Source organism: Kribbella sp. (assembly GCF_035655035.1).
Classification (GTDB): domain Bacteria; phylum Actinomycetota; class Actinomycetes; order Propionibacteriales; family Kribbellaceae; genus Kribbella.
Map to the genome: position 1 here is coordinate 1 of NZ_DASRVN010000145.1, position 8,278 is coordinate 8,278.

Annotated in this window: 7 protein-coding genes; 3 read left to right on the plus strand and 4 right to left on the minus strand. The window is 69.8% G+C overall.

What is annotated here, in order from left to right; genetic code table 11:
* On the plus strand, positions 1–399 hold a 399-nt coding region (locus VFF46_RS08335; RefSeq protein WP_325036448.1), incomplete at its 5' end, for an ArsR/SmtB family transcription factor.
* A gap of 5 nt (positions 400–404) precedes the next feature.
* Here the strand turns inward: VFF46_RS08335 and VFF46_RS08340 are convergent.
* Positions 405–962 carry a hemerythrin domain-containing protein gene (locus tag VFF46_RS08340; protein WP_325036449.1) on the minus strand — a complete coding sequence of 186 codons (558 nt, stop codon included), beginning with the start codon at positions 960–962 and terminating at the stop codon, positions 405–407.
* A 129-nt stretch (positions 963–1,091) separates the two neighbouring features.
* On the minus strand, positions 1,092–2,069 hold the full coding sequence (locus VFF46_RS08345; protein WP_325036450.1) for a TIGR03557 family F420-dependent LLM class oxidoreductase: 978 nt from the start codon (positions 2,067–2,069) through the stop codon (positions 1,092–1,094).
* A gap of 97 nt (positions 2,070–2,166) precedes the next feature.
* Between VFF46_RS08345 and VFF46_RS08350 the strand changes: the two genes are divergently transcribed.
* Positions 2,167–3,636 carry an alpha-amylase family glycosyl hydrolase gene (locus VFF46_RS08350; protein ID WP_325036451.1) on the plus strand — a complete coding sequence of 490 codons (1,470 nt, stop codon included), beginning with the start codon at positions 2,167–2,169 and terminating at the stop codon, positions 3,634–3,636.
* On the opposite strand, the gene VFF46_RS08355 is transcribed toward VFF46_RS08350, so the two are convergent.
* Complete coding sequence (locus VFF46_RS08355; protein WP_325036452.1) at positions 3,612–4,607, minus strand: SDR family oxidoreductase; 996 nt, start codon at positions 4,605–4,607, stop codon at positions 3,612–3,614. The two genes, VFF46_RS08350 and VFF46_RS08355, sit on opposite strands and share 25 nt — an antisense overlap.
* A gap of 10 nt (positions 4,608–4,617) precedes the next feature.
* Positions 4,618–6,048: a sugar porter family MFS transporter gene (locus tag VFF46_RS08360; protein ID WP_325036453.1), complete on the minus strand. Its 1,431-nt coding sequence runs from the start codon at positions 6,046–6,048 to the stop codon at positions 4,618–4,620.
* 121 nt (positions 6,049–6,169) lie between these two features.
* On the opposite strand from VFF46_RS08360, the gene VFF46_RS08365 reads away from it, so the two are divergent.
* A partial coding sequence (locus VFF46_RS08365; RefSeq protein WP_325036454.1) for an FAD-binding and (Fe-S)-binding domain-containing protein occupies positions 6,170–8,278 on the plus strand: 2,109 nt, incomplete at its 3' end.

An 8,278-nucleotide genomic window follows, 5' to 3' on the forward strand; every position in this document is an offset into this window, starting at 1 on the left:
CACATCCTGGGCCGGAGCGACGACGACCTGGTGCTGACCACCCGCGGCCGGCCGTTGTTCGTCGTACCGTCGCTGTTCACGCTGAGCAGTTCGACCCCGCTGACCGACTCCGACCCGATGGTGATGTACGGCGCGAGCAACCAGCGCTCGATGTGGACCGACCTCGGGTACGCAGGCGGTACGGCGCTCCTGAGCCCGCACCGCCTGCGCTACCTCCGTGCCCTCGGCACCGGCATGACCACGACCGCACTGGCCGACCGCTTCGGCGTCTCGCCGTCAGCCGCCAACCAGTCCCTCCGCGCCATGACCACCCAGGGCCTGCTCCGCACCCGCCGCGACGGCCGCACCGTGGTCTACGAACGCACAACGCTCGGTGACCAACTCGCCGACCTGCGCTGACTGCCTCAGCGGTCGGCGTGGTCCTGGACCGTCTTCTCCAGGTCGTCCTTGGGGAGGTTGGACGTGTTCGGGATGTCGGCGTTCTTCGCCTGCTGGGAAAGCTGGTCGCGGGTGAGGTTGCCGGGCTGTTCGCCGAGGTGCTGTTTGCGGCTGGCGGCGAAGGCCTCGCCGAGTTCGGCGCGGCGCTGCTCCGAGAGGTTGGAGCGCATGCCGGGAAGGACCTTGGTCTCCTCTTCCTCGACGTGGTGGGTCACCGCGTCGATCAGGTTCTGCAGGACCTTGCCGAAGTCGGCCGAGGACGGGTCGGTGCCGGCCAGCTTCGCGAGCAGCTGGTCGGCCTCGATGTGCTCCTGCTGGCTGTGCGACACCTCCTCCTTCTCGCCGGCCTCAGCGGCGGCGACCGGGTAGACCTCGGCCTCCTCGGCGCGGCTGTGCGCGGTCAGCAGCGTGGTCAGCACCGGCAGCAGGGTGGGCCGCTTGTCCGGCTCGTTCTGCAGGGCGTCGAACAGCCGCTCCACTTCCCGGTGGTCCTGCATGATCAGGTCGACGACATCAACACTCATGACTGCTCCTTCGGCAACTAGGACTCGAGTTTGGTCTTCAGGGTGGTCAGGGTCCGGTCGAGTACGTCGACCCACCCGTCGCGGTGGCCGCCACCGACGGTGACGTCGACGTCCGTCGATGCTTCGTGCTCACCCACGGGTCTGCTCCTTCCGGAGCCGTAGTTCGGGCAACACCTCGGTGCGGTAGAGATTCAGCATGTCGACGGAGTACGGGCCCATGTTCGCGACGTACACCTCGTCGAAGCCGGCCTCGGCGTACGGCCTGAACGCCTCCAGGTGGGCCGCCGCGTCGGGGCCACAGGCAACCGATCGGGCGCTGGCCTCCTTGGTGACGAGCTGGCTGGCCTGCTCGAAGTGGCGGGGGGAGGGGAGCACCTGGGCCAGTTCGCCGGGCAGGCCGGAGTTGGCCCAGATCCGGTGCGCCTGCTCGGCGCCCTCGTCCGGAGTCGGTGCGTAGCTGACCTTGAACCCGGCCTGGGCCGGCTTGTCGCCGCCGCCGTGGTCGCGGAACCGCCGCAGCAGCTCCGGGTCCGGCGACGTGGTCAGGTACCCGTCCGCGATCCGCGCGGCGACATCTGTTGCCTCCGGCCCGAATCCGGACATGTAGATCGGCAACGGCTCGGCCGGCCGGGTGTAGATCCGCGCGGTGTCGACCGTGTAGTGCTTCCCGCGGTGGTTGACGAACCCGTCCTCGGTCCACAGCCGCCGCATGATCTCGACCGCTTCCTCCAGCATCTCCAGCCGTACGTCGGCACTCGGCCAGCCGGACCCGAGGATGTGCTCGTTCAGCGCCTCGCCGGTCCCGACGCCGAGCCGGAACCGGCCGTTCAGCAGGACCGCGCTGGTCGCGGCCGCCTGCGCGATCACCGCCGGGTGGATCCGGACCGTCGGGCAGGTGACCGCGGTGGTCACCGGCAGCTCGCAGACCTGCGAGATCGCGCCGATGGTCGACCAGACGAACGCGCTCTGTCCCTGCTCGTCGTTCCAGGGATGGAAGTGGTCGCTGATCCACAGCCCGTCGAACCCTGCCTCCTCGGCCAGCCGGGCCTGTTCGATCAGCTCGGCGGGGGTGTACTCCTCGCTGGACAGGAAGTATCCGATCTGCACCTGCACCCTCCGATCAGTTGCTCTCCCTCCTGGGTGCCCTTTGTGGCCGCCTGCAATCGTCCGGATTGCGCCCGGCCGGGACGGGTACCCGGCAGGAATGATGACTCTCGACGGGCGGGTGATCTACCAGCTGGCGCCGGGCGCCTTCGCCGACGGTGGCCTGAACGGGATCCGCCGGCGGCTCGACCACATCCGGGCGCTCGGCGCCGACACGGTGTGGATCCAGCCGTTCTACGTCTCGCCGTACCGCGACGGTGGGTACGACGTGGTCGACCACCGCGGCGTGTCCCAGCGGTTCGGGACGATGGCGGACTTCGACGACCTGGTCGCGCGGTGTCACGAGCTGGACCTGCGTGTCGTGGTCGGGCTGATCATGCAGCACACGTCGAGCGCGCATCCGTGGTTCCGGTCCGCCCGCGAGGATCCGTCGTCGCCGTACCGGGACTTCTACGTCTGGGCGCAGGAGCCGCACGAGGACGAGGTCGTGAAGAAGCCGGTGTTCACGGGCGTCGAGGACTCGATCTGGGCGTACGACGGGCACGCCGGGATGTACTACCGGCACGCGTTCTACCGGCACCAGCCCGACCTCGACGTCGGGCACCCGGAGGTCCGCGCGGACATCGCGAAGACCGTCCGGCACTGGCTGGACCACGGTGTGGATGGGTTCCGGGTGGACGCCGTACCGCACATGGTCAAGCAGGCGGCCGTCACGGACCCGCGTGACGACGGGTACTGGTTCCTGACCGAACTGGCCGCGGCCGCCGACGGCGCCCCGCTGATGGGAGAGGTCGATTCGGAGCCGTCGGAGTACGGCAACTACTTCGGGGACGGCAACCGGCTGCGGGGCATCCTGGACTTCTGGACGAACAGCTACCTCTTCCTCGCCCTCGCCCGCCGCGACGCGGAGCCGCTGGAGCGCGCGATGCGCCGGCAGCCCGAGCCGCCGGCCGGCTGCACCTACCTGAACTGGCTGCGCAACCAGGACGAGCTCAACCTGGCCCTGCTCGAGGACGACGAGCGCGCCGACGTGATGGCCGCGTTCGCGCCGGACGAGGACATGCGGATCTACGGCCGCGGCATCCGGCGCCGGCTCGCGCCGATGCTGGACTTCGACGTCCGGCGGATCGCGATGGCGCATGCGCTGGTGATGGCGTTGCCCGGGGTCCCGATCGTCCGGTACGGCGAGGAGATCGGGATGGACGACGACCTGTCGCTGCCCGAGCGGAACGCGGTCCGGACGCCGATGGACTGGGCGGCCGTCGAACGGCAGGAACTCGAGCCGGGCTCGCTGCTCAGCCGGATCGCGCAGCTGACCCGGTGCCGGCACGAACTCGGGGAGCTGCCGCAGCGCCGGGCGGAACCGGTGAGGTTCGACCACCCGTCGGTGTTCGGTGTGCTGCATCAGCGCCGCGAGGGCTCCGTACTGATGCTGGCGAACCTCGCCGACGAAGAGGTCCACCTGAAGGTCGAGCACGAGGCCGACCTGCTCGCCGATCAGTCGTACGAGCCGGCCGGCGCCGATGTCGTGCTCGGTGCGTACGGCTACCGTTGGCTGCGCGTGAAGTAGGCGGCGGCGCCTCCTACAGCCGCAGTGGCCGCGGTGGCGAGCAGTGCGCGGTGCCGGGAGGCCCAGACCTGGTAGCTGCGGGCGGTGGAGCGGTCGTCGAAGACACCGTGAGCGCCGTAGTCGCGGCTGCGGTCGTCCGCCGGTCCCCACAGGTTCGCGGCCTGCTCGTTGGGCTCGTCGGTCTGCTGCGACGCGTAGCCGGTCCGCGCCAGGTAGCGGTCGAGGAGGCCGGCGGCGAACTTGTTCGCGATGATGGTCAGCGCCGTCGGTCCACCGACCCAGTACTCGCGGCGCCGCGGGTGGCCGGCCGCGTAGACGACCGCGTCCGCGGCAACCTCCGGCTGGAAGATCGGCGGTACGGGCTGCGGGTGCTTCGGCAGCCGGGACAGCACCCAGGAGAACTGGGGCGTGTTCACGGCCGGCAGTTGCACCATCGTCACGCGGACGCGCGACTTGTCGTGCAGCAGCTCGCAGCGCAGCGAGTCGTGGAAGCCCTGGATGGCGTGCTTCGCCCCGCAGTACGCCGACTGCAGCGGGATCCCGCGGTACGCCAGCGCCGACCCGACCTGCACGATCGTGCCGTGGTCGCGGGGCTTCATCCGGGCCAGCGCGGCCCGGGTCCCGTACACGTACCCGAGGTAGGTGACCTCCGTGACGCGCTTGAACTCGCTCGGCTCGATCTCGTCGAACGGAGCGAACACCGACGTGAACGCGACGTTCACCCAGACGTCGATCGGGCCGAGCTCCTTCTCGACCCGCTCCGCGGCCGCCTCGACCTGACCGTGGTCCGCGACGTCGACCGGAATCGCGAGCGGCTGCCCGCCCGCCTCCGCGACCTCCCGCGCGGCACCGTCCAGCCCGTCCTGCCCGCGTGCGAGCAACGCGACCCGGTCGCCGCGCCGCCCGAACTCCACCGCAGTGGCCCGCCCGACGCCACCACTGGCCCCGGTCACCACGACAACCTGTCCCATCTGCTCCTCCTCAGCTCGCTGCCTGGCGTTCGAAGATCTCGGTGATCTCCTCGACCGAGAGTTCCTTGGTTTCCGGGATGAACGAGTTCACGAACAGCAGCGCGACCGCCGACAGGACGGCGAACAGCACCATCAGCCAGGCCAGCCCGAAGCCGTTCAGCATCGTCGGCACCAGCAGGATCAGCGCGAAGTTCGCGATCCAGTCCGCCGCCGCACCGAGTGCCGCGGCCCGGCCGCGGACGGCGGTCGGGAAGTACTCGCCCTGGATCAGCCAGCCGGTCCCGCCGACGCCGATCGCGAACGCGGCGATGAAGATGTTCAGCCCGACCATGATCAGGATGATCCGGGCGAGCCCGCCGGTGAACGCGACGCCGGCCGCGCCGATCAGCATCGCGACCGACATCACGGCGTACCCCCAGAGGGCGAGCTTGCGGCGGCCGACCCGGTCGACGAACTTGAACGCGAAGAACGTCGCGACGACGTTGACCACACTCATCAGCGCCGTGACCGCGACGGCGGCGACGGCTGCCTGGACCTTGTCGCTACCGCTCTGCAGATACGGCTGCAGCAACTTCGGCCCGTAGTAGAAGGTCAGGTTGATCCCGGTGATCTGCTGGAACGCGAAGAACACGCAGACCACGATCAGCGCCCGCTTCACGCCCCGCGACCAGTTCCGCGTACTGCGGCCCGCGTGCGCTTCCTGTTCCTCGATCTCGTGGGCGCTGCGTTCGATCTGCTCCGCGCTGACGTCGATGTCGAGCTTGGCGAGCGCGTCGTGCGTGTCGTCGTACCGCCCCTGCCGCATCAGCCAGCGCGGCGACTCGGGCATCCGGGTCCGCAGTACCAGCGCGAACAGGGCCGGTACGGCGCCGAGCCCGAGCATCAGTCGCCAGTCGAAGGAATGGGCGTGCTGGGGGAGCGGGACCAGGACGGCCAGCGCGATCAGGTACGAGATCAGGATGCCGACCGTGATCATCCACTGCTGCAGGATGCCGAGCGCGCCGCGGCGAGCCTTCGGCGCGTACTCCGCGATGTACGCCGTCGCGATCGCGGAGTCCGCACCGATCGCGAGACCGATGAGCGTCCGGGCGAACAGCAGCACCCACGCGTCCCAGGCGAACGCCGACAGCAGCGCGCCGGCCGCGTAGATGGCCGCGTCCACGATCAGCAGTGACTTACGGCCGAGGCGGTCCGAGGTCGGGCCGGCGGCGAGCGCGCCGACGGCGGCTCCGATGGATGCACCGGCGACCAGGTAACCGAGCGCGAGCGAGCCCAGGTTCCAGGGCAGGAAGTTGACGACGGCTCCGATGTTCGCGGTGTCGTACCCGAACAGGAACCCGCCGACGGTCGCGAGCAGTGTCAGCGACCAGTAGAACGACGTGGGCACCCGGGTGTCGAGGTGATCGAGCACTCCGGTGGCCGATTCTTGGTGCGGCGCCACGGTGCGCCTCCTTGTCGGTCAGAGGTACCCATCCCCGGTTGACCGCTCGGGACCGCTCGAAACGCGTTTGCTGCAAAGTGCCCCGGGTACCGGCTGGGCGGTCGAGCTAGGGAGGTCGGCAGTGGCGGTAGAGGTGGAGGCGGACAGTCCCCGCACGCCCGAGGGACTGCGGGGCGCACTGGAGGCGGCCGTCGACGGTGAAGTGCGGTTCGACGCCGGGTCGTTGGCGGCGTACTCGTGCGACTCGTCGAACTACCGGCAGATACCGCTCGCGGTGGTCGTGCCGCGGACGGTGGACGCGGCGGTGGCGGCGGTCCGAGTGTGCCGGGAGGCCGACGTACCGGTGCTGTCGCGCGGTGGCGGGACCAGCCTGGCGGGGCAGACCACGAACGCCGCGGTCGTGATCGACTGGACGAAGTACTGCCATCACGTGGTGTCGGTGGATGCGGCCGGGCGAACGTGTGTCGTCGAGCCGGGGATCGCGCTGGACGACCTGAACCGGGCCCTGGCGCCGGACGGGTTGATGTTCGGCCCGAAGCCGTCGACGCACCAGAGCTGCACGATCGGCGGGATGATCGGCAACAACTCGTGCGGCGCCAGCGCGCAGGCGTACGGGAAGACGGTCGACAACGTACGGCGGCTCGAGGTGCTGACCTACGACGGTGTCCGGATGTGGGTCGGCCCAACCGATGAGGTTGCCTCGGGCAATGAGCGGCAGGCCGAGATCTACCGGCAGTTGCGGGCGCTGCGGGACCGGTACCTGAGCGAGTTGCGCACCGGCTACCCGAAGATCCCGCGCCGGGTGTCCGGGTACAACCTCGACTCGCTGCTGCCGGAGAACGGCTTCAACGTGGCGAAGGCGCTGGTCGGCAGCGAGGGCACGCTGGTGACGGTGCTGCACGCGGAGCTCGAGCTGGTACCGGTCCCGAAGTACCAGGTGATGGTCGTGCTCGGCTACCCGAGGCTGGAGGACGCCGGGCGGGCCGTACGCCGGATCCTGCCGCACAAGCCGTGGCAGCTCGAGGGCCTCGACGAGGTGCTGATCGACCTGGAGCACGAAGAGCACACCGTCGACACCGCGATCGAGCGGCTGCCGGAGGGCCGCGGCTGGCTGACAGTGCAGTTCGCCGGCGACACCTTCGAGGAGGCGGACCGGGCCGCGCACCGGCTGATGGACGACCTGAAGGACACCGAGGCGACCATCAGCTACCTCGACGATCCGGGCCGTGAGCAACAACTGATCGAACTCCGGGAGGCCGGTCTCGGCGCGACCGCCCACCCAGCCGCGAAGCACGAGAACTGGGAGGGCTGGGAGGATTCCGCCGTTCATCCGGACGACCTGGGGGACTACCTGCACGATCTGCGCGAGCTGCTCAACCGTTTCGGGTACGACGAGACCGAGACGTCGCTGTACGGCCACTTCGGCCAGGGCTGCGTGCACACCCGGATCCCGTTCGAGCTGCGCACCGCCGACGGGATCGCGCAGTACCGCGACTTCGTCGAGCAGGCCGCGCGGATGGTGAAGCGGTACGACGGGTCGCTGTCCGGCGAGCACGGCGACGGGCAGTCCCGGGGCGAGCTGCTGACCACGATGTTCGGGCCGGACCTGGTCCGCGCGTTCGGTGAGTTCAAGGCGATCTTCGACCCGCGGAACCGGATGAACCCGGGCAAGATCGTCGAGCCGAACCCGCTCGACTCGCACCTGCGGCTCGGGACCGGGTTCGCGCATCCGCCGCTGCCCAGCGAGTTCAGCTATCCGCACGACGACGGGAAGTTCAGCAAGGCGACGCTGCGCTGCGTCGGTATCGGCAAGTGCCGGCAGTCGTCGTCGGCGGAGGGCGAGGTGATGTGCCCGTCGTACCTGGTGACCCGGGAGGAGGAGCACTCGCCGCGCGGGCGGTCGCGGTTGCTGTTCGAGATGGTCCGCGGTGAGGTGATCCCGGACGGCTGGCGGTCGACCGAGGTCCGGGACGCGCTGGATCTGTGCTTTGCGTGCAAGGGCTGCAAGGTGGACTGCCCGGTCGGGGTGGACGTTGCGACGTACAAGGCGGAGTTCCTGTCGCACCACTACAAGCATCGGTTGCGGCCGATGGCGCACTACTCGATGGGCTGGCTGCCGGTGTGGGCGCAGCTGGCTCGGCACGCGCCGAAGGTGGTGAATGCCGCGACACGGGCGCCTGGGCTGTCGAGTGTGCTGAAGCGCGCCGGAGGGGTTGCCGCGGAGCGGGAG